At 66.8% G+C, this 24,028-nt stretch carries 22 protein-coding genes, 1 tRNA gene and 1 pseudogene; 16 read left to right on the forward strand and 8 right to left on the reverse strand.

Features of this window, described 5'->3' with window-relative positions:
• The first annotated feature begins 12 nt into the window (after nt 1–12).
• Nucleotides 13–1,371, forward strand: coding sequence for an efflux transporter outer membrane subunit (locus tag ACZYSP_RS00930; protein WP_177192738.1), 1,359 nt, complete (start codon nt 13–15; stop codon nt 1,369–1,371).
• A 38-nt stretch (nt 1,372–1,409) separates the two neighbouring features.
• Here the strand turns inward: ACZYSP_RS00930 and ACZYSP_RS00935 are convergent, their stop codons facing one another.
• The 4 genes from ACZYSP_RS00935 to ACZYSP_RS00950 are packed head-to-tail and all read right to left on the reverse strand — an operon-like array spanning nt 1,410 to nt 4,821.
• A complete protein-coding gene (locus ACZYSP_RS00935) occupies nt 1,410–2,186 on the reverse strand; it encodes a glycosyltransferase family 2 protein (protein ID WP_093074668.1) in 777 nt (258 codons plus the stop codon).
• Complete coding sequence (locus ACZYSP_RS00940; RefSeq protein ID WP_093074666.1) at nt 2,153–2,950, reverse strand: lysophospholipid acyltransferase family protein; 798 nt, start codon at nt 2,948–2,950, stop codon at nt 2,153–2,155. Before ACZYSP_RS00940 ends, ACZYSP_RS00935 begins: the two co-directional genes overlap by 34 nt.
• Nucleotides 2,951–2,992: 42 nt before the next feature.
• Nucleotides 2,993–4,030, reverse strand: a complete 1,038-nt coding sequence (locus ACZYSP_RS00945) for a chorismate transformation FkbO/Hyg5 family protein (protein ID WP_489012819.1) — start codon at nt 4,028–4,030, stop codon at nt 2,993–2,995.
• A gap of 2 nt (nt 4,031–4,032) precedes the next feature.
• Nucleotides 4,033–4,821 (reverse strand): class I SAM-dependent methyltransferase, encoded by a 789-nt coding sequence (locus ACZYSP_RS00950; protein WP_093074661.1) that lies wholly within the window; start codon nt 4,819–4,821, stop codon nt 4,033–4,035.
• Nucleotides 4,822–4,939: 118 nt separating this feature from the next.
• On the opposite strand from ACZYSP_RS00950, the gene ACZYSP_RS00955 reads away from it, so the two are divergent.
• From ACZYSP_RS00955 to rng, 9 genes are read left to right on the forward strand one after another with little or no spacing between them, the layout of a single operon-like run.
• Nucleotides 4,940–5,665, forward strand: coding sequence for a YebC/PmpR family DNA-binding transcriptional regulator (locus tag ACZYSP_RS00955; protein WP_056518292.1), 726 nt, complete (start codon nt 4,940–4,942; stop codon nt 5,663–5,665).
• Between the two features lie 41 nt (nt 5,666–5,706).
• The gene (purD, locus tag ACZYSP_RS00960; protein WP_093054657.1) at nt 5,707–7,005 is read left to right on the forward strand and encodes a phosphoribosylamine--glycine ligase; all 1,299 of its coding nucleotides are present in this window, start codon (nt 5,707–5,709) and stop codon (nt 7,003–7,005) included.
• Nucleotides 7,005–7,931: an oxygen-dependent coproporphyrinogen oxidase gene (gene hemF, locus ACZYSP_RS00965; protein WP_093074659.1), complete on the forward strand. Its 927-nt coding sequence runs from the start codon at nt 7,005–7,007 to the stop codon at nt 7,929–7,931. The genes purD and hemF overlap by 1 nt, the downstream gene beginning before the upstream one ends.
• The gene (gene nadD, locus ACZYSP_RS00970) at nt 7,928–8,560 is read left to right on the forward strand and encodes a nicotinate (nicotinamide) nucleotide adenylyltransferase (RefSeq protein ID WP_093074656.1); all 633 of its coding nucleotides are present in this window, start codon (nt 7,928–7,930) and stop codon (nt 8,558–8,560) included. Before hemF ends, nadD begins: the two co-directional genes overlap by 4 nt.
• Nucleotides 8,560–9,222: a ribosome silencing factor gene (gene rsfS, locus ACZYSP_RS00975; RefSeq protein WP_093074654.1), complete on the forward strand. Its 663-nt coding sequence runs from the start codon at nt 8,560–8,562 to the stop codon at nt 9,220–9,222. Before nadD ends, rsfS begins: the two co-directional genes overlap by 1 nt.
• Nucleotides 9,219–9,686, forward strand: a complete 468-nt coding sequence (gene rlmH / locus ACZYSP_RS00980) for a 23S rRNA (pseudouridine(1915)-N(3))-methyltransferase RlmH (protein WP_042579728.1) — start codon at nt 9,219–9,221, stop codon at nt 9,684–9,686. The genes rsfS and rlmH overlap by 4 nt, the downstream gene beginning before the upstream one ends.
• On the forward strand, nt 9,683–10,387 hold the full coding sequence (locus tag ACZYSP_RS00985; protein ID WP_093074651.1) for a phytanoyl-CoA dioxygenase family protein: 705 nt from the start codon (nt 9,683–9,685) through the stop codon (nt 10,385–10,387). Before rlmH ends, ACZYSP_RS00985 begins: the two co-directional genes overlap by 4 nt.
• A 3-nt stretch (nt 10,388–10,390) precedes the next feature.
• Nucleotides 10,391–10,993, forward strand: coding sequence for a Maf family protein (locus ACZYSP_RS00990; RefSeq protein ID WP_093074648.1), 603 nt, complete (start codon nt 10,391–10,393; stop codon nt 10,991–10,993).
• Between the two features lie 7 nt (nt 10,994–11,000).
• On the forward strand, nt 11,001–12,527 hold the full coding sequence (rng, locus tag ACZYSP_RS00995; protein ID WP_093054667.1) for a ribonuclease G: 1,527 nt from the start codon (nt 11,001–11,003) through the stop codon (nt 12,525–12,527).
• 3 nt (nt 12,528–12,530) lie between these two features.
• Here rng and msbA read toward each other — a convergent pair whose 3' ends face one another.
• Nucleotides 12,531–14,315: a lipid A export permease/ATP-binding protein MsbA gene (msbA, locus tag ACZYSP_RS01000; RefSeq protein WP_093074645.1), complete on the reverse strand. Its 1,785-nt coding sequence runs from the start codon at nt 14,313–14,315 to the stop codon at nt 12,531–12,533.
• A gap of 164 nt (nt 14,316–14,479) precedes the next feature.
• On the opposite strand from msbA, the gene tolB reads away from it, so the two are divergent.
• From tolB to ACZYSP_RS01025, 5 genes are all read left to right on the forward strand, one after another.
• Nucleotides 14,480–15,796: a Tol-Pal system beta propeller repeat protein TolB gene (tolB, locus tag ACZYSP_RS01005; RefSeq protein ID WP_093054671.1), complete on the forward strand. Its 1,317-nt coding sequence runs from the start codon at nt 14,480–14,482 to the stop codon at nt 15,794–15,796.
• A gap of 28 nt (nt 15,797–15,824) precedes the next feature.
• Complete coding sequence (gene pal, locus ACZYSP_RS01010) at nt 15,825–16,340, forward strand: peptidoglycan-associated lipoprotein Pal (protein ID WP_093074643.1); 516 nt, start codon at nt 15,825–15,827, stop codon at nt 16,338–16,340.
• A complete protein-coding gene (gene ybgF / locus ACZYSP_RS01015; protein ID WP_093054675.1) occupies nt 16,340–17,089 on the forward strand; it encodes a tol-pal system protein YbgF in 750 nt (249 codons plus the stop codon). Before pal ends, ybgF begins: the two co-directional genes overlap by 1 nt.
• 19 nt (nt 17,090–17,108) lie before the next feature.
• Nucleotides 17,109–17,957 carry a tRNA threonylcarbamoyladenosine dehydratase gene (locus ACZYSP_RS01020; RefSeq protein WP_093074640.1) on the forward strand — a complete coding sequence of 283 codons (849 nt, stop codon included), beginning with the start codon at nt 17,109–17,111 and terminating at the stop codon, nt 17,955–17,957.
• Nucleotides 17,958–18,009: 52 nt separating this feature from the next.
• A tRNA-Lys gene (locus ACZYSP_RS01025) sits at nt 18,010–18,085 on the forward strand.
• Nucleotides 18,086–18,140: 55 nt separating this feature from the next.
• Here ACZYSP_RS01025 and ACZYSP_RS01030 read toward each other — a convergent pair.
• Nucleotides 18,141–18,266 (reverse strand): annotated as a pseudogene (locus tag ACZYSP_RS01030) (manganese efflux pump); the annotation flags it as partial.
• Nucleotides 18,267–18,364: 98 nt separating this feature from the next.
• Between ACZYSP_RS01030 and chrA the strand changes: the two are divergent.
• Entirely contained in the window at nt 18,365–19,735 is a 1,371-nt protein-coding gene (gene chrA / locus ACZYSP_RS01035; protein WP_093074637.1) for a chromate efflux transporter, read from the forward strand.
• Between the two features lie 54 nt (nt 19,736–19,789).
• Here chrA and ACZYSP_RS01040 read toward each other — a convergent pair whose 3' ends face one another.
• Together ACZYSP_RS01040 and ACZYSP_RS01045 are read right to left on the reverse strand one after the other, a co-directional pair.
• Nucleotides 19,790–20,815 (reverse strand): DMT family transporter, encoded by a 1,026-nt coding sequence (locus ACZYSP_RS01040; RefSeq protein ID WP_093074634.1) that lies wholly within the window; start codon nt 20,813–20,815, stop codon nt 19,790–19,792.
• A gap of 122 nt (nt 20,816–20,937) precedes the next feature.
• Complete coding sequence (locus ACZYSP_RS01045) at nt 20,938–24,018, reverse strand: efflux RND transporter permease subunit (protein ID WP_093054681.1); 3,081 nt, start codon at nt 24,016–24,018, stop codon at nt 20,938–20,940.
• Between the last annotated feature and the right edge of the window lie 10 nt (nt 24,019–24,028).

A 24,028-nucleotide genomic window follows, 5' to 3' on the forward strand; every position in this document is an offset into this window, starting at 1 on the left:
GTTCTTTCCGCGATGGCTGTTGCCGTGCTGGTGCTCGGCGGGTGCACCCTGTTCCAGCCTGAGCAGCGGGCGCAGCGGCCGCTGGAGGTGCCGCAGGGCTGGCAGCAGTCGCCGGGAGCGGGGAGTGCGGCGGCGATGTTGTCCGCCAACTGGTGGACGGCGTTCAACGATCCGCAGTTCGACCGGCTGATCGACAGCGCGCTGCGTACCAACAACGACCTGGCGGCGGCGGGCATTCGCGTGCAGCGTGCGCAATTGCAGGCTGGTTTGGCGAACACGAACCTCACGCCCAGCGTAGTGGGGCAGGCCAGCACCAGCCGCAGCTATGACCTGAAGCGCGGCGGCGTGGCCGGCTCCGCATCGAGCTCGCTGGTGACACTGAGCTACGAGCTCGACCTGTGGGGCCGACTCTCGGCGCAGCGCAGCGCCGCCGACTGGGAGCTGAAGGCCACCGAATCCGATCGCCAGGCCACTGCGCTGGCGCTCGTCGGTACTACGGCGGGACTCTATTGGCAGACCGGCTACCTGAACCAGCGCATCGCGCTGAGCGAAGCGGGCATGGAAGACGGCCGACGCATCCTCGCGCTGGTGCGGGTGAAGTACGCGGCGGGCGCCGTGTCGGGGCTGGACGTGGCGCAGGCGGGTCAGAACCTCGCGACGCAGGAGGCGGCGCACACGCAGTTGCTTCAGCAGCGCGTCGAGGCGCACAACGCGCTGGCGATTCTGTTCGACCAGCCGCCGGAGTCGATGGCCGTCGAGCCCGCGCGGTTGCCAGACATAGCCTTGCCGGTCATCGATGCCGGCGTACCCGCGAGCCTGCTGGGCCGCCGCCCGGATCTGCGCGCGGCCGAGCAACGGTTGCGCGGTGCACTGGCGAATGTCGACGCCACTCGCACCGGGTTCTATCCGGCGCTGAGCCTGACGGGGTCGCTGGGCACGTCGAGCACTGCGCTGGGCGAATTGCTGAAGAATCCTGTGGCCACGCTTGGCGCAGGGTTGGCGTTGCCGTTCTTGCAATGGAACACCGCGCGGCTGACTGTGGCCGTGTCGCAGACGCAGTACGAAGAGGCGGTGTTGGGGTTTCGGCAGTCGCTGTACACGGCGTTGTCGGAGGTCGAGAACGCGTTGTCGTCGCGCACGCAACTGCGCGACGAGAGCGAAAAACTGGTGCTGGCGCTGCAGGAGGCGCAGCGCGCGGAGCGGCTGTCGGAGGTGCGCTATCGCGCTGGTGCGACCGCGTTGCAGCCGGTGCTCGACGCGAAGGACCGGCGCCGTACGGCCGAGGTTTCGCTGGCCCAGAACCGGTTGAACCAGCTCAATGCGACGATGACCTTGTACAAGGCGCTGGGCGGGGCAGCTATCGCGCTGTAGGGTGAGTGGGGTCTACCTAAATCAGCGAGCAAGCGTCGTCAGTCCTGAAACGGCGCCTTCTTCGCCAGCTTGCGAAACACCAGCCCAGGCAGCCGCAACACGAACTCCACCATCAGCCGCGCGTGCATCCAGGTAAGCAGCACGTTGTCGCGCCCATAGCGGAAGTGCGAAACCCCGCCTTCCTCCGCCGTCAGGTACTTCACCGGCGCATCGATGTTCACGGGCTTGACGCCGCGCCATGCCAGCCGCACGACAGCCTCAGTGTCGAAGTCGAAGCGCCGCATCCATGGCTGCCGCTCCATGACGGCGATCAGGTCCGTCACCGGATACACGCGAAAGCCGTAGAGCGAATCGCCCACGCCGGCGAACAGCGTTTCGAGCTGCGTCCATCCGTTCGACACACGCCGACCGCGCACGCGCAGCAGCGGTGCGCTTGCGTCGAACACCGGTCGCCCGAGCACCATCGTCTCGGGGCGGGCCAGCGAGGCCTTCATGAACTCGGGGATCAGGTCCGCCGGATGCTGCCCGTCGGAATCCATCGTCAGCGCATGGGTGAAGCCGGCTTCCTTCGCGGCGCGCAGGCCGTGCAGCACGGCCGAACCCTTGCCCTGGTTCTGCGGCAGCACCCACACGCGCAGGCCCGGGTCGCCGGCCGCCATCTGCTGCAGCCGCTCGCCCGTGCCGTCGTCGCTGCCGTCGACCACCACCCACACCGGGTTCCACTGCGCGCGCGCTGCGGCGACGGTCGAGAACAGGCGCTCGCCGGTGTTGTAGCTGGGGATCAGGACAAGGTGGGTGCGCGAGGCGTCTGGCATTCGGGGGACGCGTCGGTGGCGCGCTGCTCCAGGTTTTGTCGGAAGTATTGTTCGAGCTCGGCCTGCAGCACGTCGCTGTCCTGCGTGGGCGAGAAGCGCTTGCCGATCCGCAGGGTGAAGACGATGGGAAGCGGTGGCACGCGCCACAGCGGCCAGCCCTTGGCGAGGTAGGGCGAGTCGGTGTCGATGAACACCGTTTGTATGGGCGCCTGCGCCAGCTTGGCGATCAGCGTGGTGCCGGGGCGGAACACATTGAGCGGCGGCGTCACCGTGCGCGTGCCCTCGGGAAAGATCACCAGCTGGCCGCCGTTGCGCAGGTCGTTCACGGCAAGGCGCACCATCGTGCGGGCTGACTTGTTGCTGATGTAGCGCGCCAGCCGGGCGCCCGCGCCCAGGAAGATGTTGCCCATCAGGTCGGCCTTCATGATGCAGGCACTGCGGGGCAGCCGCGCCACCAGCAGCAGCGCGTCGAGCATGGTCGGGTGGTTGGCCACGAAGATCACGCCGGGTTCCTTGCGCATCGGGTCGAGGCAGGCGGCGTCGATGCGCATCATGCCGGTCACCGACGCCAGCCACCAGAACATGCGGTAGGCGAAGGCGATGGTCGTGCGTCCCAGCACGCGCGCGGGCGCCGCCGGCATGATCGGGTGGATCAGCATGGCGACGACGTTCCAGACCAGCGAGATCAGGCCCAGGAACAGCAGCAGCGCGTAGAGCATCAACGCGAGCGGAATCGACGTGAGAATTCGCAGCACGCGAGTCATTGAATCAGTCAATCGGGCAATGCGCGGTCGGACAACGACCGGTCATGCCCGTAGCAGGCCGGCCGCCGCCGTGTGGGCCTCAATCTCGACCAGCAGGTCGCTGCGGCAGATGTCGGCTTCGAGGTACACCGCGTGGCGCGCCATCGGCGCGTCGGCGCCGAGCGTGCCTTCGATGATGCTGCGTACAGCTTCGGTGTCCGACGGGTGACGCACGTAGACCACGCAATCGAGCTCGGCCAGCGAGAACTTCGCGGTGCCGCGTTCGTTGGCGGCGGCAATCACCGCCTGCAAGTTGCGCAGGGTTTCGCGCGTCTGCTCGAGCACGTCGCCGTGGTGCACGGTTTCGTGGCCGACGATGCTCGCAGTGCCGGAGATGAAGAGGGCGATGTTGCCGTCGCCGATGTCCGCCAGCGCGGCGCGCGAGAAGGTCGGCGAGCGCGGGCCGTAGGTTTCGGGATAGCGGTAGGCCGAAACCTGACGCGGGTTTTCGACCGGCAGCGGCGCCTGCTGGCCGGCCAGGAAGCGGATCGACAGGGCGCCCTGGTGGATGCCCAGTGCACAGGCCGCAGGCGCGCCCTCGAAGGCGGCGCGGCCGGCTTCGAGAAACGCTTCCTGCCGGCCGAGATTGAACTGCCGGTAGCGCTCCAGCCCGCCGCCGTCGGCGTTGATCTGCGGCAGATAGTTCCAGATGCGCTGCAGGTGCGGCGTGCCGGCCTGATCGAGCGTCTTGAAGAGGTCGCGGTAGGCGCGGTGCGCGAGTTCGGCGAGGCCCTGTTTTTCGGTGGCTTCGTCCAGGTCGATGGCGCCGAGCAGCCAGTGCCCGTCGGTGCGCCAGCGCGCGATGCCGGTGGTGCCCGACTTGACGTGTTGCGGACGGCTCACGCGCCACACATCGGCCATGGCACCGTTTGCCGACAGCACACGCGCGTTGACGGTCGGCATCCAGGCCACGCCGTGCGGCGTGCCGTAGCCGAGCGCCGCGAAGGGCGCCTTGCCGTCAACAGCCAGCGCAAGGCTGGCCGGCAGCGACAGGCGCTCGACGCGCAGATGGGAAGAAGGGGTTTCGTCCTGAGCTCGCACTATCAGCTGGCCTCGACGGTGTGTTCGGGTTTGATGGCGGTGTAGGCAGAGAAGACGCCGAGGCTCGCATGCCGGCGCACGTCGCGAAAACCCGCGTCGGCCAGCGCCTGTATCACCCGTTCGGGCGGAATGCAGGCCTCGATCGTGTCCCAGTAGTAGCGCCACAGTTCCGAGGTGTTGCGTTGGCGACCGACCACGCGGGCGATCAGCGGCACCACGGCACGCATGTAGCCCTTGAGCAGCGCGGTTGCGAAGCGGCCCTCGGGCTTGGTGATTTCGAGTACCGCCACGCGCCCGCCGGGGCGCAGCACGCGATGGAACTCGCTGAAGGCGGCCGCCACGTCGCTGATGTGGCGCATGGCGTAGCCCATGCTCACGAAGTCGCTGCTGGCATCGGGCCGGGGCAGGGCTTCGGCCACGCCGCGCACCAGTTCGATGCCGGGCAGCTTGACCTGGCCCAACATGCCGGGGCTGGGGTCGATGCCCACGAGCTGGCCGGTGGAGCCGATGAGTTTCAGCGCCTCGCGGGCCACGAGCCCGGTGCCGATGCCCACGTCGAGCACCTGCATGCCCGCCGAGAGGCCGGCTTCCCGCAGCGCAGCACGGCGGTACGAGGGGCCGGTGCCGAAGGCCAGCACGCTCTCGATGCGGTCGTAGTCCGCGGCCGTGCTGTCGAAGATGCGCAGCAGGAACGCCTGATGCTCGGCCTCGGTCTTGTAGTACAGCGGCAAAGGGGCGTGCGGCGGCAGGATGTCGGGATTCCCGGGCCCGACGGAAGGCGATGGCGTCATCGAACGATTATCACCAAAAGCCCCGGCCCGAATTCCGGGCCCCAGGGCGGGCGTTGTGTGCGCCGGACAGTAAACTCGGAGCCTGCTCAGAAAACACAGGACAGCGAGATAGAAAGCCATGGCCGGACATAGCAAGTGGGCGAATATTCAGCACCGGAAGGGCCGCCAGGACGAGAAGCGGGGCAAGCTCTGGACCCGCGCCATCCGCGAAATCACAGTGGCCGCCCGCGCCGGTGGCGCCGACCTGGGCTCCAACCCCCGGCTGCGGCTGGCCGTTGAAAAGGCCAAGGCGGTGAACCTGCCCATCGACACCATCAAGCGCAACATCGACAAGGCCACGGGCAACCTCGAAGGCGTCAATTACGAAGAAATTCGTTACGAAGGGTACGGCATCGGCGGCGCGGCGATCATCGTCGACACCATGACCGACAACCGCGTGCGCACCGTGGCCGAAGTGCGCCACGCCTTCTCCAAACACGGCGGCAACATGGGCACCGAGGGCTCGGTGGCCTTCCAGTTCAAGCACTGCGGCCAGTTCATCTTTGCGCCGGGCACCAATGAAGACAAGGTGATGGAAGTGGCGCTCGAGGCGGGCGCCGAAGACGTCGTTACCGACGACGACGGTGCCATCGAGGTGATCACCGCCGTCGCCGACTTCGAAGCCGTGAAGAACGCGCTCGAAGCCGCGGGCCTGAAGCCCGACGCCGCCGAAGTCACCATGCGCGCCGAAAACACGGTAGACGTGACCGGCGAAGACGCCGCAAGAATGCAGAAGTTGCTCGATGTGCTCGAGGACCTGGACGACGTGCAGGACGTTTATCACAACGCCTCGCTGTCCGAATGAATGTTGTTTGTTGAATCACAGCGAGAAATGAAGGCCCGCGAATGAAGGTACTGGTAATTGGGGGAGGGGGCCGTGAACACGCTCTGGCATGGCGGCTGGCACAGGCTGCCCGGGTGAGCCGTGTGTACGTGGCGCCGGGCAACGGCGGCACCGCAGCCGACGAGCGCTACGACTGCGTCGACATCACCGAGCCCGCCGCGCTGCGCGAATGGGCGATGAAAGAAAAGATCGCGCTGACCGTCGTCGGCCCCGAGGCGCCGCTGGCTGCCGGCGTGGTGGACGAGTTCCGCGCGCACGGCCTGCGCATCTTCGGCCCCACGCAGGCGGCCGCCCAGCTCGAAAGCTCGAAGGCCTTCTCCAAGGCCTTCATGAAGCGCCACAAGATTCCGACCGCCGAGTACGAGGCTTTCACCGACGCCGCCGCGGCACACGCATACATCGACGCCAAGGGCGCGCCCATCGTCGTCAAGGCCGACGGCCTAGCGGCTGGCAAGGGCGTGGTGGTTGCCATGACCGCAGAGGAAGCGCACGAGGCCGTCGACTTCATGCTGGTCGACAACAAGTTCGGCGTGTCGCATAACGAAGGCGGCGCGCGCGTCGTCATCGAAGAATTCCTGCAGGGCGAGGAAGCCAGCTTCATCGTGCTGTGCGACGGCAAGAACGTGACCGCGCTGGCCACCAGCCAGGACCACAAGCGCCTGCTCGACAACGACGAAGGCCCCAACACCGGTGGCATGGGGGCGTATTCGCCCGCACCGGTGGTCACGGCCGAGGTGCATGCGCGCGCCATGCGCGAGATCATCCTGCCGACCATCCGCGGCATGGAGAAAGACGGCATTCCTTTCACCGGCTTCCTCTACGCCGGCCTGATGATCGACGCCACGGGCCACCCCAAGACGCTCGAGTTCAACTGCCGCATGGGCGACCCCGAGACGCAGCCGATCATGATGCGCCTGAAGTCCGACCTGTTCGAGGTGTTCTGGCACGCCACCGACGGCACGCTCGACCAGGTCGAGCTGCAATGGGACCGGCGCGTGGCGCTGGGCGTGGTGATGGCTGCGCACGGCTACCCGCTGTCGCCGCGCAAAGGAGACCGCATCACCGGCATTCCGGCCGAGGCGCCCGATGCCGTGGTGTTCCACGCCGGCACGACGCTGGAAAACGGCGAGCTCAAGACCAGCGGCGGGCGCGTGCTCTGCGTGACCGTGCTGGCCGACAGCGTGAAGCAGGCGCAGCAGCGGGCCTACGAGGTTGCGGCGCGCGTCAACTTCGACGGCGCTCAATACCGCAAGGACATCGGATTCCGCGCGGTGCACGCGCGCAACACCCACGGCGCTTGATGCAGCAAACCAACCCGGCAGCGGTCGGCGAGTACCTGCGCGGACTGCAGCAGTCGATCATCGCGGCGGTCGAGAAGGCCGACGGCGGCACCTGCGTGCGCGATGCCTGGGAGAAAGCGCCGGGCGAACCGCTGCAGGGCCATGGGCTGACCTGCATCCTCGAAGGCGGTGAACTGTTCGAGCGCGCGGGCTGCGGCTTCTCGCAGGTGCGCGGACCGAAGCTCCCGCCCTCGGCCACGCAGAACCGGCCCGAGTTGGCAGGTGCGCCTTTCGAGGCGATGGGCGTGTCGCTGGTGTTCCATCCGCGCAACCCCTACGTGCCGATCGTTCACATGAACGTGCGCATGCTGGCTGCGCTGCCCAAAGAAGGTGCAGGAGGCGAGCCGGTCTGCTGGTTCGGCGGCGGCATGGACCTCACGCCGTGCTACGGCTTCGAGGAAGACGCGGTGCATTTCCACACCACGTGCCGAGACGCGCTCGCACCTTTCGGTGACGACAAGTACCCGCGCTTCAAGACCTGGTGCGACGAGTATTTCTTCCTGAAGCATCGCGGCGAACAGCGCGGCATCGGCGGCATCTTCTTCGACGATTTTTCCGAGGGCGGTTTCGAGAACGGCTTCGCGCTGATTCGCTCGGTGGGCGATGGCTTTTTGCCGGCGTATCTGCCGATCGTCGAGCGCCGCCGCGCCACGCCTTACACGGAGCGCGAACGCAGCTTCCAGCTCTATCGGCGCGGCCGTTACGTCGAGTTCAACCTCGTGTGGGACCGCGGCACGCACTTCGGCCTTCAGTCGGGTGGGCGTACCGAATCGATCCTGCTGTCGATGCCGCCGCTGGCCAGCTGGGCCTACCAGCAGCAGCCCGAGCCGGGCAGCCCCGAAGCCGCGCTGTACAGCGACTTCATCGTGCGGCGCGACTGGTTGTGAACCGCTCCGGCACTGCGGTGCGTCGCATCGGCGTTTTCGGCGGCGCATTCGATCCGCCGCACAACGCCCATGTCGCGCTAGCCGAAGCCGCGCTGGCGCAACTCGACCTTGCCGAACTGCACGTCATTCCCACAGGGCAGGCCTGGCACAAGAGCAGGGCGCTCACGCCGAAGGAAGACCGCCTTGCGATGACGCGGCTGGCCTTCGCTGACCTGAAAGGCACCGTCGTCATCGACAGCCGCGAAGTGCTGCGCGACGGGCCCACCTACACACTCGACACCCTGCACGAATTGCAGCGCGAGCAGCCCGGCGCACAGCTGGTCCTGATCATGGGCGCCGACCAGGCGAGCGCGTTGCCGACCTGGCACGGCTGGCAGGATATACTCGGCATTGCTATCGTTTCTGTAGCGTATCGCGCACTATCGACGAGCAACACTGCTCGTTTTGATCCGAAAATGCTGCCCGGCCTCCCGGCTGGCGCGCGTTTCGAGGCGCTCGAACTGCCACCTATGAACAACAGCGCCACCGAGATTCGACGGCGCGCGGAGCTTGGCGTGGACATTTCCTCGCTGGTTCCGCCCACGGTTGCACGCTATATTGACCAACACCACCTCTACCGCTCTGCCTGATGACCACTGAAGCCGCCGCCAAGAAAGACACCCAGAAACTCCAGCGAGCCATCATCGATGGTCTCGAAGACGTCAAGGCGCAGGACATCCAGGTATTCGACACAGAACATCTTTCACCGCTGTTCGAGCGCGTGATCGTGGCGTCGGGCACCTCCAACCGCCAGACGAAGGCGCTGGCCGCCAGCGTGCGCGACGCGGTGCGCGAAGCCGGTTTCGGCAAGCCGCGCATCGAGGGCGAGGACAACGGCGAGTGGATCATCGTGGACTGCGGCGCGGCCGTGGCGCACATCATGCAGCCCGCCATCCGCCAGTACTACCACCTCGAAGAGATCTGGGGCGACAAGCCGGTGCGTGCAAAGCTCGGCGGCGCGAAGCCCGCGGTCGCCACCGCATCGAAGGTCGGCACCGAAGAGAAGAAGCCGGCCACCAAGACGCCGACGCTGCGCCGCTCCAGCGCTGCCAAGACCGCGATCCGCGCGGCAGAACAAGAAGCCAAGGCTGCGAAGACCCCGGCCAAGAAAACCGCTGCCAAGAAGGCGCCCGCCCGGAAGTCCACCACCGCGCGCGTGCCGGTCAAGGTCGTCGGCAAGCCCGCTGCCAAGAAGCCCGCTGCAAAGAAGACGACGACGGCTGCCAGGAAGGCGCCAGCCCGCCGCGCATGAAGCTGCTGGTGGTCGCCGTCGGGCAGCGCATGCCCGATTGGGCACAGACTGCCTGGGACGACTACGCCAAGCGCTTCCCGCCCGAGCTCAAGCTCGAGCTGCGAGCAGTCAAGACCGAGCCGCGCGGCTCCAAGTCGCTTGAAACGCTGTACGCCGCGGAGCGCGAGCGCATCGAAGGCGCAATTGCGCGCGGCATGCGCATCGTCGCGCTCGACGAGCGCGGCACGGCGCTGACCACCAAGGCGCTTGCCGCGCGCCTGCAGGCCTGGCAAGGCGAGGGCGACGACGTCGCCCTGGTCATCGGCGGGCCCGACGGGCTCGACCCGGCCTTCAAGGCCGCGGCCCACGAACGCATCCGCCTGTCCGACCTGACGCTGCCGCACGCGATGGCGCGGGTGCTGCTGGTCGAGCAGCTGTACCGGGCGTGGTCGGTCAATGCGGGTCATCCTTACCACCGCGAATGACAAGCGCCGACGGGCGGGTCGCGTTGCTCGAGGAGAAGGGCCATGCGCTGCTGCCGGCGCTGTTGCCGTTTGATCTGCTGGACGCAACCGCGCGGTCGCTCGACCATTGGCTGGGGCAGGCGGCAGGCAGCCGCAACCTTTTGGCCCAGCCGCGCTGCAGTGAGATTGCTGTTCAGCTGAAAACACGGCTGGTCGGCATGGGCCTGCTCGATGCTTCATCGGTGGCCGTGCAATGCACGCTCTTCGACAAGACGGCCGACAGGAACTGGCTGGTCGCGCTGCATCAGGACACCTCGATTCCCGCCTCGGGCGCCGGCATGCCTGCCGTCCTCAAGGAGGGCGAGCCGTATATGCAGCCGCCGGTCGACGTGTTGCGATCGCTGCTCGCCGTGCGGGTGCATCTGGATGATTGCGGCGTGGATGCGGGGCCGTTGCGCGTCGTATCGGGCAGCCACCGCGCCGGACGGTTGAGCGATGCCGAAGCGCAGGACTTGCGCGTCGAACACGGCGAGACGGCCTGTACGGCGGCGCGTGGCGACGCCCTGCTGATGCGCCCCTTGCTGCTGCATGCGTCCTCTCGCGCCCGGTCACCGGCTCGTCGCCGAGTTCTTCACTTTCTTTTCGGACCCGCGCGCCTGCCGCACGGACTGGTCTGGAACCGTACTGTGGCCGGCGGGCAGCCGGCCCTTCAGGAGAACTGAACCTTGCCGGACTTCATCTACCTCGCTTCGCAGAGCCCGCGTCGTGCCCAACTGCTCGGCCAACTCGGCGTGCGCCACGAACTGCTGCTGGCCGATGCCGACGAAGACGCCGAATCGCTCGAAGCCGTGCTGCCCAACGAGGCTCCTGCAACGTATGTGCAGCGCGTCACGGCCCTGAAGCTCGATGCCGCGGTGGCCAGGCTCCGGCGCCGCGGCCTTGCCGACGCGCCGGTGCTCTGCGCCGACACCACAGTCGCACTCGGCCGCACCATCCTCGGCAAGCCCGAAGACGCGGCCGATGCGGCACGCATGCTGCGATTGCTCTCAGGCGCCACGCACCGCGTGCTGACCGCCGTTGCGCTGCAGCATGGCGCACAACGCCACGCCGCGCTCAGCGTGTCGCGCGTGCGCTTCGCCAACATCACAGACGCCCAGATCGCCCGCTATGCGGAAAGCGGCGAGCCGCTGGGCAAGGCCGGTGCCTACGCCATTCAAGGCGCGGCGGCCGCGTTCATCGAGCACATCAGCGGGTCCTATTCGGGCATCATGGGCCTCCCCATGTTCGAGACAGCAGGGCTGCTTCGAAACGCCGGTTTCAATACTTGAGAATTCCATGCAAGACATCCTGATCAACTGGTCTCCGCAGGAGACCCGTGTGGCGCTGGTCGAGCACGGCGCGGTGCAAGAGCTGCACGTCGAGCGAACGCTGGAGCGAGGCTTGGTCGGCAACATCTACCTCGGCAAGGTGTCGCGCGTGCTGCCGGGCATGCAGTCGGCGTTCATCGACATCGGCCTGGAGCGCACCGCTTTCCTGCACGTGGCCGACATCGTGGCGCCGTTCACTCCGGGCTCGCGGCCCAGTGCGCCGGCGCCCGAGCGCGACCACCGCAACGGCGGGCCGATGGTGCCCATCGAGAAGCAGGTGTTCGAGGGCCAGTCGCTGCTGGTGCAGGTCATCAAGGACCCCATCGGCACCAAGGGCGCGCGCCTGTCCACGCAAATCAGCATTGCCGGGCGGCTGCTGGTGTTCTTGCCGCAGGACAACCACATCGGCGTGTCGCAGAAGATCCCGTCGGACCAGCGCGAGTCGCTGCGCAACCGCATGCTGGCGCTGATCGAAGCGGCCGCTGCGGCCGACAGTGGCGGCGTGGTGCCGGCCAACACCGGCGGCTTCATCCTGCGCACCAACGGCGAGGACTCCACCGACCCCGAGCTTGCCGAAGACATTGCCTACCTGCGCAAGACCTGGTCGCGCATCCGCGATGCCTCGATGCGCATGCCACCGATGTCGCTGCTGCACCAGGATCTGAGCCTGCTGCAGCGCGTGCTGCGCGACATGACCAGCGAAGACACGCAGACCATCCGCATCGACTCGCGAGAGCAGTTCGAGGTGCTGCTGAAGTTCGGGCTCGAATTCATGCCCAAGGCGGCGGGCAAGCTGCAGCATTACAAGGGCGAGCGGCCGATCTTCGATTTGTATTCGGTCGACGAGGAAATCGCGAAGGCGCTGGGCCGGCGCGTCGAACTCAAGTCGGGTGGGTATCTGGTGGTCGACCAGACTGAAGCGTTGACCACGGTGGACGTGAACACCGGCGGCTTCGTCGGTGCGCGCAACTTCGACGACACCATCTTCAAGACCAACCTCGAGGCGGCGCAGGCCATTGCGCGGCAGCTGCGGCTGCGCAACCTGGGCGGGATCATCATCGTCGACTTCATCGACATGGGTCGCGACGACCACCGCGAACAGGTGCTGGCGGAGTTCCGCAAGCAACTGGCGCGCGACCGCGTGAAGACCACGGCCGGCGGCTTCTCGCAGCTCGGGCTGGTCGAGATGACGCGCAAGCGCACCCGCGAATCGCTGGCGCACATGCTGTGCGAGCCCTGTGCGGCCTGCGGCGGCCAGGGCATCGTGAAGACCGCGCGCAGCGTGGCCTACGACGTGATGCGAGAGATATTGCGCGAGGCGCGGCAGTTCACGCCGCGCGAGTTCCGCATCGTGTCGTCGCCGCAGGTGATCGAGCTGTTCCTCGACGAGGAGAGCCAGCACCTGGCGGGGCTGAGCGACTTCATCGGCAAGCCGATTTCGCTGCAGTCCGAGCCCGCGATCGGGCAGGGACAGTACGACATCGTGCTGCTTTAAGGCCTAAAGCGTCGGGTCTTGCCCCGGCGGCGCGCTGCGCACCGCCAGTGTCTGCAGCCGCGCGTAGAGGCCGTCCAGCGCCATGAGTTGCTCGTGGCTGCCTTGCTCGGCGATGCGGCCTTGCTCCATCACGATGATCCGGTCGGCATGCTGGATGGTCGACAGGCGGTGGGCGACGATCAGCGTGGTGCGGTTCTGCATCAGCCGCTGCAGGGCGTCCTGCACCAGCCGTTCGGATTCGGTGTCGAGCGCCGAGGTAGCCTCGTCGAGCAGCAGCACGGGCGCATTCTTGTAGAGCGCGCGGGCAATGGCGAGGCGCTGGCGCTGGCCGCCTGAAAGCTGCGTGGCGTTGTGGCCGAGTACCGTGTCGAGGCCCTGGGGCAGGCTTTCGACGTGCGCACTCAGGTTGGCCGCCTCGATGCACTGCAGCACGCGCTCGCGGTCGATCTCGCCGCCCAGCGCCACGTTGGCCGCCAGCGTCTCGTTGAGCATCACCACGTCCTGGCTCACCATGGCGAACTGGGCGCGCAGGCTTTTCAATTGCCATTCGCTGGTGTCGTGCCCGTCGAGCAGCACCTGCCCGCCGCTGGGCTGCACGAAGCGCGGCAGCAGGTTGACCAGCGTGGTCTTGCCCGAGCCCGAAGGGCCGACGAAGGCCACCACCTGGCCGGGTTCGATGGTCAGGCTCACGCCGTCGAGCGCGCGCTGTTCGTCTTCGCCGCGGTAGCTGACTTGTACGTTACGCAGTTCGATGCGTCCTTCGGCGTGTTCGACCTGGAACGTGCCCTGCGACTCCGGGGCCACGTCGTCGATCAGTATCAGTCCGCGCTCCAGTGCGGCGAGGCCGCGTGTGATCGGGCCGGCCACTTCGGCGAGGCGCCGGATCGGCGCGATCAACATCAACATGGCCGTGATGTAGGCGACGAAGCCGCCTACCGTGAAGCCCTGCTTGCCGCTTTGCCACAGCGCGATCATCACCACGATCGACAGCGCGAGCGACGCCATCATCTGCGTGAGCGGCGTGGTGGCGGCCTGGGCGATGGTCGACTTCACGGCCAGCCGGTTCAGGCGCTGGCTCAGTTGCTCGAAGCGGCGGCCCTGCGCGCCTTCCGCGCCGTGCAGGCGCACCACGCGGTGGGCGAGCACGTTTTCCTCGACCACGTAGGCCAGCTCGTCGGTGGCCTGCTGACCCTGCTGGGTCAGGCGGTAGAGCCGCTTGGAGAACACCTTCATGATCCAGGAGATGCTGGGCACCAGGAAGGCGACGATGAGGGTGAGCTTCCAGTTCAGGTAGACCAGATAGCCCAGCAGCGCGATCAGCGTGAAGCCGTCGCGCGAGAGTCCGAGAATCGCTTGCACCAGCAGCATCGCGCCGGTCTGCACTTCGTAGACCACCGTGTTCGAAAGGGTGCTGGCCGACTGCCGGGCGAACAGCGCGAGTTCGGCGCCGAGCAGCCGCTCGAACAGCACCCGCCGCAGCTTCTGCATGCCTTCGTTGGCGATGCGCGACAGCGCGTACTGGGAAATGAACTGGGCGATGCCGCGCACTGCAAACAGCAGCAGCACGGCGGCGGGCACGAACCACAAGGGCATCTCGCCGCGCGTGAAGCCCCGGTCGAGCAGGGGCTTCAGCAGGGCGGCCATCAGCGGCTCGGTGATTGCTGCCAGCATCGCTCCGCTCAGTCCAAGGGCCCACCATTGGCGGGAGCCGCCAAACCAGGTCATGAGTCGCGCCATACGGCGCATCAGGGGAGGGCGTACGTTCTCGCCGCCGGGGGGTGCTTGCATGGCGGCGGATTCTACGGGGGGCCTCATTCAGGGCCTTCCGCAGGTGCTTCTGTAGGACCGCGCCGCCGGATAAACGTTTTGTGACGGCGGCTTCAAGCCAGTGTGTAACATGTGGCCCGTTACAGCCGGGGAGAACTTTTTACCCGGAAACCTCTCCGAACCGCATGAACAAGCCGTTGCCAACTCTAATTCCAACTCCTTCTTCATCGTTATTTGCACGCCGCACGCTCATCGCGGCTCTCGCTGCCACTCCCATGCTTCCTGCACTGGCCCAGTTCCGGGTCGAGGTGTCGGGCGTCGGGCTCACGCAGCTGCCGATTGCGCTCGTTCCTTTCAAGGGCCAGGAAGGCTCGCCCCAGAAGATCTCGGACATCGTCCAGGCCGACCTGGAACGCAGTGGCCAGTTCCGCGGCGTCGACGCTTCGGGCCAGGCGCTGGACGAGGCCTCGCGCCCCGACCTGTCGCTGTGGCGCCAGCGCACGGCCGATTCGCTCGTGGTGGGCAGCGTCAACCGGCTGGCCGATGGCCGCTTCGACGTGCGCTTCCGCCTGTGGGACGTGGTGAAGGGGCAGGACCTGGGTGGCCTGAGCTACACCGTTCCTCAAGGTGACCTGCGCCTTGCCTCGCACCGCATTGCCGACTACGTGTACGAGAAGCTGACCGGCGAAAAGGGCATCTTCTCGACCCGCATCGCCTACGTCACCAAGGGCGGCAGCCGCTACTCGCTGTGGGTGGCCGATGCCGACGGCGAGAACGCCCAGGCCGCGCTCGCCAGCCCCGAACCCATCATCTCGCCCTGCTGGTCGTCCAACGGGCAACAGTTGGCGTATGTGTCCTTCGAGTCGCGCAAGCCTGTCGTGTACGTGCACAACGTGGCCACCGGCCAGCGCCGGCTGCTTGCCAACTTCAAGGGTTCCAATAGCGCGCCGGCCTGGGCGCCAGACGGCAATTCCCTTGCCGTCACGCTCAGCCGCGATGGCGGCTCGCAGCTGTTCTCCATTCCGGCCAGCGGCGGCGAACCGCGCCGCCTGACGCAAAGCTCCAGCATCGACACCGAGCCGGTGTACTCGGCCGACGGCGGCACCATCTATTTCGTGAGCGACCGCGGCGGTGCGCCCCAGATCTACAAGATGAGCGCCGGCGGCGGCAACCCGACGCGGGTGACCTTCAGCGGCACCTACAACATTTCTCCGTCTGTCAGCGGCGATGGCCGGTGGTTGGCCTACATCTCCCGAGTGGGCGGTGCCTTCAAACTCCATGTGATGGAGTTGGCAACCGGCAACGTCAGCGCAATCACCGACACCTCCGCGGACGAAAGTCCAAGTTTTGCCCCGAACAGCAAGCTGATCGTCTATGCAACGCAATTGCAGGGCCGCGAAGCCCTGATGACGACCACGCTCGATGGAAAAATAAAGGCACGACTGGCGGGACAGGCGGGAGACATCAGGGAACCGGACTGGGGTCCGTTTCAAAAGCAATGACCAAGGTTTATTTGAGGAGTTTGAAAATATGTTGAAACGTACGATTTATTCGCTGGCCATCGTGGCTCTCATCGCCGGTTGCTCGTCGGGCACCAAGCTCAACGAAACGCCGGTGACCGACCGTTCGGGTACGGCCGGCGGCCAGCAAGGCGCCAGCACCGTGGCACCTGTCACCATTGATCCGACCGCGGGCACCGCGCAAGGTCCGATTGGCGTTGAGCGCATCGTGTATTTCGACTACGACAGCTACACGGTCAAGCCCGAGTTCCAGGCGCTGATCGACGGCCACGCCAGGTTCCTCAAGGCCAACCCGCAACGCCGCGTCTCGATCGAAGGCCACACCGACGAACGTGGCGGCCGCGAGTACAACCTTGCACTCGGCCAGAAGCGTTCCGAAGCCGTGCGCCGCGCGCTGACCTTGCTGGGCGTGAGCGACAGCCAGATCGAAGCCGTGAGCTTCGGCAAGGAAAAGCCTGCCGTCACGGGTTCGGGTGAAGAAGTGTGGGCGCAGAACCGCCGCGCCGAAATCCGCTACACCCGGTGATGCCACGCGCCATGCTGCGAGGCGCGGCGCTGGCTGCCGCCTTGCTCTGCGTCTCGATGGGGTCGCAGGCTGCACTGTTCGAGGATGACGAGGCTCGCCGCGCCATCCTCGACTTGCGCCAGCGCGTCGAGGCCATGCGCCAGCAGACCGACCAGCGGCTGACCGACGAGAACGGCCAGCTACGCCGCAGCCTGCTCGACCTGCAGAACCAGATCGAGCAGATGCGTGGCGACCTGGCGCGCATGACCGGCCAGAACGAGCAGCTCACCCGCACGGTGAGCGAGATGCAGTCGCGCCAGACCACCATCGACGACAAGCTCAAGCAGAGCGAGCCTTCGAAGGTGTCGGTGGACGGCCGCGAGTTCACCGCCGATCCTAAGGAAAAGGCCGACTTCGACGCCGCCCTCGGCGTGTTCCGCTCGGGTCAGTTCGCGCAGGCGCAGACCGCGTTTGCCGAGTTCGTCAAGCGCTACCCGCAAAGCGGCTACAACGCCTCGGCGCTGTTCTGGCTCGGCAATGCGCAGTACGCCACACGCAACTACAACGAGGCCATCGCGAACTTCCGCTCCATGCTCTCGCTCGCGCCCGACCATGCCAAGGCCCCCGAGGCCGTGCTGTCGATCGCGAACTGCCAGATCGAGCTGAAGGACACGCGCGCCGCGCGCCGCACGCTGGAAGACCTGACCAAGGCCTATCCGCAGTCCGAAGCCGCACAGGCCGGCCGCGAGCGCCTCTCGCGCCTGCGCTGATGCCGGCGGAGCTTTCCGCTTGAGCGCCATCATCGCTGCCGCGTTCACCACTCCTCCTGCCGCCGCGGATGTCGTCACCGACACCGCGGCGCCTGACTTTGCGCGCCGCTTCGGTGGGCTCGAGCGGCTGTATGGCGTGGCCGGTGCCGCGCGCATCCGCAACGCGCACGTGCTGGTCGTCGGCATCGGCGGCGTGGGCTCGTGGGCGGTCGAGGCGCTGGCGCGCAGCGGGGTGGGGCGGCTGACCATGATTGACCTCGATCATGTGTCGGAGTCGAACATCAACCGCCAGATCCACGCACTCGATGCGACCGTGGGGCAGGCCAAGGTCGAAGCCATGCGCGACCGCATCGCGCAGATCAACCCCGAGTGCAAGGTGCAGGCGATCGACGAGTTCGTCGAGCCCGGCAACTGGCTCTCGCTGCTCGACGCGGCACAGGCTGCGAACGGGCCGGCAACGGCCGTCATCGATGCCTGCGACCAGGTGAAGGCCAAGGTGGCCATGGCGGCATGGGCGCGTGCATCGTCGCGCACGGCGTTCGTCACGGTGGGCGCGGCGGGCGGCAAGCGGCAGGCGCACAAGGTCGACATCGACGATCTATCGCTCGTCACGCACGACCCGCTGCTTGCGCAGTTGCGTCAGCGCCTGCGCAAGGAGCATGGTGCCCCGCGTGAAGGCCGCAAGATCGGCGTTGCCTGCGTCTTCAGCCGCGAAAGCGTGGCGCCGCCGGATGCGTCGTGCGCAATCGAAGGCGACGGTTCACTCAACTGCCACGGCTACGGCTCGGTGGTGAGCGTGACGGCAACCTTCGGTCAATGCGCTGCAGGTTGGGTGCTCGACAAAATCGCGTCAAACGTCGCGCTATAATCTTTGGCTTTGCCGGATTCAACGTCGGCAAGAGCAAGAATAAAAAAGGTTTGGGACGTTAGCTCAGTTGGTAGAGCAGCGGACTTTTAATCCGTTGGTCACTGGTTCGAATCCAGTACGTCCTACCAGACTTTCAAGAATCCCCGCCTGCCTTGTGCACGCGGGGATTTTTTCTGCGCGCGATCAAGCCAGACCGTTCAGGTGCTCATAGAGGATCAACACGCCGATCCCGATCAGCACGAGGCCGCCAATGATCTCCGCTCGCTTGCCGAGCACCGCGCCCAATACGCGCCCCACCATCACGCCGATAGGTCTGCTACGATTTCGGTCCCGGGGAAACAGCCTCCCGGTCTGCAAAGGAAGACGGTGTCCCGTCCAAGCGCTGGCGACTCATAACGGAGCTATCCGTGGACACCGTACTGCCTGACTCCTCTCCCGCGCATTCCGCGCCAATCCAGCCCGTATCCTTCGCCGAAGCATTCCGCTTCTGGCTCAAGCTCGGCTTCATCAGCTTCGGCGGTCCTGCCGGGCAGATCGCGATCATGCATACCGAGCTGGTCGAGCGGCGGCGCTGGATCAGCGAGAAGCGCTTTCTGCATGCGCTCAACTACTGCATGCTGCTGCCCGGCCCCGAGGCCCAGCAGCTGGCCACCTACATCGGCTGGCTGATGCACCGCACCTGGGGCGGCATTGTTGCCGGCGCGCTGTTCGTGCTGCCGTCGCTGTTCATCCTGATCGCGCTGTCCTGGATCTACATGGCCTACGGCAACGTGCCCGCGGTGGCCGGCATCTTCTACGGCATCAAGCCGGCCGTCACTGCGCTGGTTCTGCACGCGGCCCATCGCATCGGCACGCGGGCACTGAAGAATTGGTGGATGTGGGGCATTGCGGGCGCGGCCTTCGTGGCCATCTTCGCCTTCGACACACCGTTCCCGGCGATCGTGATCGGGGCTGCGCTGATCGGCCATCTCGGGGCGCGCCGGGCGCCGGGTGTGTTCGCGCTGGGCGGTGGCCATGGCGGCGCCAATCAGGGCTACGGACCGGCGCTGATCGACGATGACACGCCGACCCCCGCGCATGCCCGCTTCACGCGCGGCCGCCTTGCCAAGGTGTTGGCAGCGGGACTCGGCCTGTGGGCCCTGGCGGTGGGCGTGCTCGTGGCCACGCAGGGCTGGCAGAGCGCGCTGGCGCAGATGGGCTGGTTCTTCACCAAGGCTGCGCTGTTGACCTTCGGCGGCGCCTACGCCGTTCTGCCTTATGTGTACCAGGGGGCGGTCGAGTATTACCACTGGCTCAACGGCACGCAGATGATCGACGGCCTGGCGCTCGGCGAGACCACGCCCGGGCCGCTGATAATGGTGGTGGCCTTCGTCGGCTTCGTGGGCGGCTGGCTGCAGCAGGTCGCGGGGCCGGGCGCCTTGTTCATAGGCGGGGCGTTGGCGGCCACGGTGGTGACCTTCTTCACCTTCCTGCCGTCGTTCGTTTTCATCCTCGCGGGCGGGCCACTGATCGAGGCCACGCACGGCAAGCTCGGGTTCACCGCGCCGCTGTCCGCTGTTACGGCCGCGGTGGTCGGCGTGATCCTGAATCTCGCGCTGTTCTTCGCGTACCACGTGCTGTGGCCGCAAGGTTTCGGTGGGCGCTTCGACGCGCTGTCCGCGCTCATCGCGGTGGCTGCGGCCGTGGCGCTCTTTCGCTTCAAGGTCGGCGTGATGCCGCTGCTCGGCGCCTGCGCGGCCGTCGGGCTGCTGGCGACCCTGGTGCCCGGGCTGCGCTGAGGAGCTGCGCGCGGCCGGCTGGTCTTGCGCTTCATCGAGCCCGAGGGTTCTTCTTCAGTGCGGATGCGCGTGGTGCGCGTCCGGCACGTGCGCATGCGTGTGGTGCAGCGGCGTGTGGTGGTGTGGGTGGCTGTGCTCGCCCACCGGCATCGGGTCGTGCGTATGGTCGTGATGCCCGTCGTCGTGCCGGTGCGCGTGCTCATGGTCGAGCGGCTCGTGGTCGTGCGCATGGCCGTGGGATTCGGCCAGGTGCAAGGCAACGCCTGCAAGCATCAGCAAGCCGCCGGTTGCCATGCCCCAGCTCAAGGCACGGTCCCCCAGCGCGATGGCGACCGCTGCGCCGATGAACGGTGCGAAGGCGAACACCGAGCCCGTGCGCGCCGCGCCGAAGGCACGCTGCGCCAGCAGGTAGAGCCGCAGACTGAGCCCGTAGCCGCTGGCACCGATGGCGAGCAGAGCCAGGGCCGCGGTCCAGCCAGGCAGCGGTTCGCCGGTCGCAATTGCGAGCAGGGCGGTCGCGCCCGCGCCCAGCAGCGACTTGCCGAGCACCACCTGGCCGGGATCGCGCTCGGCCAGCGCGCGCGACAGGGTGTTGTCGATGCCCCAGGCAGCCGTGGCAGCCAGCACCGCGAGCAGGCCCAGCAGCTGCACGCCGCCGCTCAGGCCCCGGTCGATCACCAGCACCATGCCGCCCGCGAGCAGCAACAGCATCGCGCCCCACACCCGGCGGTCCATCACCTCGCGGTAGAGCGTGCGCGCCAGCACCGCGGTGAACAAGGCTTCGAGCGCGAGCATGAGCGAGGCGCTGGTGCCGCTGGTGTGCTGCAGGCCCCAGGCGAGCGCCACGGGGCCGATGACGGCGCCGAACAGCGCCATCAACGACAGCCGCTTCAAGTCGGCGCGGCGCAGCGCTGCTTCGCGTTCCACCGGCTGGCGCAGCCAGGCGCCCATGAACGCGGCGCCGGCGTAGAGCAGGGCGGCGGTGGTGAAGGCGCCGAGTCCCGCGCCCGCGCGCTGGACCAACGGCGTGCTGATGCCGAAGAGTGCCGCGGCCGCGAGGGCCAGCAGGCCACCGCGCATTGCCGGGAGATGGAAGAGGGGCACGTCTTCAGTACTTCAAGAGTCGTTGCTGCAATTCTGAAACGAAAAAGCCCGCTGCTTTCACGGCAGCGGGCTCGACCGGTGCGACCTGGCCCGAAGGCTCAGGCCTCCGGTGCTACCGCCCCTGGCAACGCCGGTTGTTCCGGCGGGTTCTCCGCGCTTTCTTCCTTCTGATGCCGCGCCGCGATGAACAGGTACATCGCAGGCACGACAAACAAGGTGAACAGCGTGCCGATCGACAGCCCGCTGAAGATCACGATGCCCATCGCCTTGCGCCCGGCCGCGCCGGCGCCCGAGGCAATGACCAGCGGCAGCACGCCGAACACCATTGCCGCGGTGGTCATCAGGATCGGGCGCAGCCGCGTGCCGGCCGCCTCGACGATGGCGTCGAGCTTGCTCAGCCCCTGTTTCTGCAGCCGGTTCGCCACTTCGACGATCAGGATGCCGTGCTTGCTGATCAGCCCCATCAGCGTGACCAGCCCCACCTGCGTGTAGATGTTCATCGAGGCAAAGCCCCAGAAGATGAAGATCATTGCGCCGAAGAGGGCCAGCGGCACCGACACCAGGATCACCACCGGGTCGCGGAAGCTCTCGAACTGCGCCGCCAGCGCCAGGAACACGATGATCAGCGCGAACAGGAAGGTGATGGCGAAGTTGCCCGACTCCTGCACGAACTGGCGCGACTGGCCCGAGTAGTCGACGGTGTAGCCGCTGGGCGCCAGCTGCTGCACCACGCCGCGCAGGTACTCCAGCGTTTCGCCCTGCGTGCCGCTGGGCACGCCCTGGATGGTCACGGAGTTGAGCTGCTGGAAGTGGTTCACCGTCTCGGGCTGCACGGTGTACTTCAGGCTAGCGACCGTGCTTGCTGGCACCACGCCGTTCGGGGTCTTGATGTAGAAGTTGAGCACGTCAGACGGGTTGAGCCGGTCGACCTGCTGCACCTGCGGGATCACCTTGTACGAGCGGCCCGAGATCGAGAAGTAGTTGACATACCCGCCGCCCAGCGCGGCGCCCATCGCGTTGCCCACGTCCTGCTGCGTGATGCCCAGCGTGGCGATCTTGTCGCGGTCGACCACCACGGTGGCCTGCGGCAGGTCGATCTTCAGGTCGGCATCGATGTAGTAGAACTTTCCGTCCGCGCGCGCCTTGTCCATGATCTGCTGCGCGAGCGTGTTCAGGTTCTCGAAGGGCTCGGTCGTCTTGATGACGAACTGCACCGGCAGGCCCGAGGCACCCGGCAGCGCCGGGAACTGGAAGGCCACGACCTTCGCGCCCGCAATGCCGTTCCAGCGGTTCTGCAGATCGGCCTGGATCTCGTGCGCGCTGCGCGTGCGCTGGTCCCAGGGCTTGAGCAGCACGCCGGCAATGCCCGCGTTGGTGCTCGGCACGCCGGTCAGCTGGAACAGCTGCGCGTATTCGGGCGTGTCGTGCGCAACCTTGAAGATCTGGTCCGCATAGGTCTGCATCTGGTTGATGGTGGCCGTGGGGGCGCCCACCACCTGCGACAGCACGATGCCCTGGTCTTCCTCGGGCGCAAGCTCCGACTTCGACATCTTGAACATCACGAACAGCAGCGCCACGAGGATGGCGCCCATCACGATCATCACCGGCCAGGTCTTCAGCACGCCGCGCAATATCAGCTGGTAGCGGCGGTGCACGCGTTCGAAGGTGTGCTCGATGAAAGTCGCGAACTTGCCGGTGTCCTGCTCGGGCTTGAAGAAGCGCGAGCACATCATCGGCGACAGCGTGAGCGCAACCACGCCCGACACCACCACCGAGCCCGCGAGCGTGAACGCGAATTCGGTGAACAGCGATCCGGTCAGCCCGCCCTGGAAACCGATGGGCACGTACACCGCAACCAGCACCACCGTCATGGCAAGAATGGGCCCGCCCAGTTCACGTGCCGCGAGCAGCGAAGCCTGCATCGGCGACTTGCCCTCCCGCATGTGCCGGTCGACGTTCTCCACCACGATGATCGCGTCGTCCACCACCAGCCCGATCGCCAGCACCAGCGCCAGCAGCGTGAGCAGGTTGATGGAGTAGCCAAGCACCAGCATCACGAAGAAAGTGCCGATCAGCGACAGCGGCATGGCAATCACCGGCACCACCACCGCGCGGAAGCTGCCCAGGAAGAGATAGATCACCACCGTCACGATGATCAGCGCCTCGACCAGCGTCTTGATCACTTCGCTGATGGAGGTGTTGATGAAGTCGGTCGAGTCGTAGACGATCTTTCCGGTCAGGCCCGTGGGCAACTGGGCCTGCAGGTCGGGGAACACGGTGCGAACCTGTTTGGCCACTTCGAGGATGTTGGCCTCGGGCGCGACCTTGATGCCGATGAACACCGAGCGCACGCCGTTGAAGGCCACGTTGAAGTCGTAGTTCTCAGAGCCGAGCGTGACATTGGCCACGTCCTGCAGCCGCACGATGGCGCCGTTGCTGCTCTTCACAGAGAGCTGCTTGAACTCGTCCACGCTGTGCAGCGAAGTGCCGGCCGTGAGCGGCACGCTCACCATCTGGCCCTTGCTGGTGCCCACGGCCGCCAGGTAGTTGTTGGCGGCGAGCGCGGTGCTCACGTCGGTGGCGGTCACGCCGTAGGCGGCCATCTTCTGCGCGTCGAGCCAGGCCCGCAGCGCGAAGGTGCGCGCACCGAGGATTTCGGCAGTCTGCACGCCCGCAATGGCGTTGAGCTTGGGCTGCACCACGCGCACCAGGAAGTCGGTCACGTTGTTGTTGGGCAGCGTGTCGCTGTAGAAGCCGATGTACATGGCATCGGTGGTTTGGCCCGTGGCCACCGTGAGCACCGGCTGCTGCGCCTGCGGCGGCAGCTGGTTGCGCACGGAGTTCACCTGCGTGTTGATCTCGGTCAGCGCGCGGTTCGAGTCGTAGTTCAGCCGCAGCGTGGCGGTGATGGTCGACACGCCCAGGCTGCTCGACGACGACAGGTAGTCGATACCCTGCGCCTGCGACACGGCGGCTTCGAGCGGCTGCGTGATGAAGCCTGCGACCGTGGCCGCGTCGGCGCCGTAGTAGGCGGTGCTGATGGTGACCACGCCGTTCTCGGTCTTCGGATACTGGTTGACCGGCAGGCCGGCCAGTGCGCGCAGCCCCAGCACCACGATCAGCAGGCTCACCACCATCGCCAGCACGGGCCGGCGGATGAAGATGTCGGTGAAGTTCATGCGGGATGCC

The sequence above is a fragment of the Variovorax sp. F042 genome (assembly GCF_057814215.1).